Here is a 1,145-nt window from a genome sequence, read left to right as displayed (position 1 = left end):
GCCCGCAGCCTAAGCGGACTCGGGTGAAAAGTGCCGGCCCGCTCATTCCAGGGCGGGCCGGGCACTTCTGCGTTAGCCCGGTACCGCTGCATAAACAAGACGGCACCTTGCGCCAGCAGAATGAAGCGCAACAATGGACCATGGTCAACTTCCTGAAGAAGTGGCAAGCGGAACTGCGGATGACTTTTACGGGTCACCCGCAGTCCACGCCTGACTGGGTGCTGCGGCTTGCCGAGGGAAACGACCCCGGGTACCACCTTCCCGGATCGGCCGTCTGGGCCGTCCACGGTTCCATGTCCACGATCATCGCGGGAATCCGGGTGCTGCTCATGCAATCCCTGCATCCCGGCGCTTTGGCGGGGGTGTACGACCATTCAGGCTTCAAAAGGGATCCCCTCGGCCGCCTTGCAAATACCATCCGTTGGATCTTCACGGTGAGCTACGGCTCCATGGACGCAGCCCACACGGCAACCCACTTCGTGCGGCGGGTGCACGATTCCGTCAAGGGCAACTACGTTGACGCCCAGGGCCAAACCCGCGAGTACTCAGCAAACGATCCCGAGCTTCTCCGCTGGGTCCACGTTGCGTACGCGGATTCCTTCGTTACGGCGCACCGGATCTGGGGCGGGGCGGTCCCCGGCGGCGCCGACGCCTACATCCGCGAATGGGCCCAGGCCGGGCGCCTCATGGGAGTCGAGGACCCTCCCTTGAGCCTCGCGGAAGTGACGGCGGAAATGGACCAGTGGTACGCCTCCGGACATCTCCGCGCGGACGAGCGGCTCAGGGAAACCATCGAATTCATCAGGTACCCCCCGTTGAAAGCGTCGCTGCAACCCGGTTACCGGATTCTGTTCGCCGCGGCCGTCGCCAGCCTGGAGCCCCGATATCGGGAATTGCTGGGGCTGGAAAAAGCCCGTATCGGCCCCATCCCGCTACCGGCGATTCTCGCCGCACGGGTGGTGCTCGCTGTCGTGCGCCTGACGTTGGGACGCAGTGGCCCCAGCGAGCAGGCCGCCCGGAAACGATTGCGGCGCCTGGGGTACGAGGCTTAGACGCAGAGGAGCCCGGCGGAACGGTGTGGCCGTTCCGCCGGGCGTTCCTTGACGAATCGCTAGATCAGCGCGTCCGACAAGTGGTTCGGAGTG

The 1,145-nt window shown here is 64.9% G+C and carries 1 protein-coding gene; it reads left to right on the top strand.

Going from position 1 to position 1,145, the window contains the following annotated elements; genetic code table 11:
* Positions 1 to 140: 140 nt before the first annotated feature.
* Complete coding sequence (locus AHiyo1_RS10455) at positions 141 to 1,052, top strand: oxygenase MpaB family protein (protein ID WP_059388525.1); 912 nt, start codon at positions 141 to 143, stop codon at positions 1,050 to 1,052.
* Positions 1,053 to 1,145 lie beyond the last annotated feature (93 nt).

The sequence above is a fragment of the Arthrobacter sp. Hiyo1 genome (genome assembly GCF_001263615.2).
Taxonomy (GTDB): Bacteria; Actinomycetota; Actinomycetes; order Actinomycetales; family Micrococcaceae; genus Arthrobacter.
The sequence above is the reverse complement of the archived record's forward strand: the minus strand, read 5'-3'. Positions and strand labels throughout refer to the sequence as shown.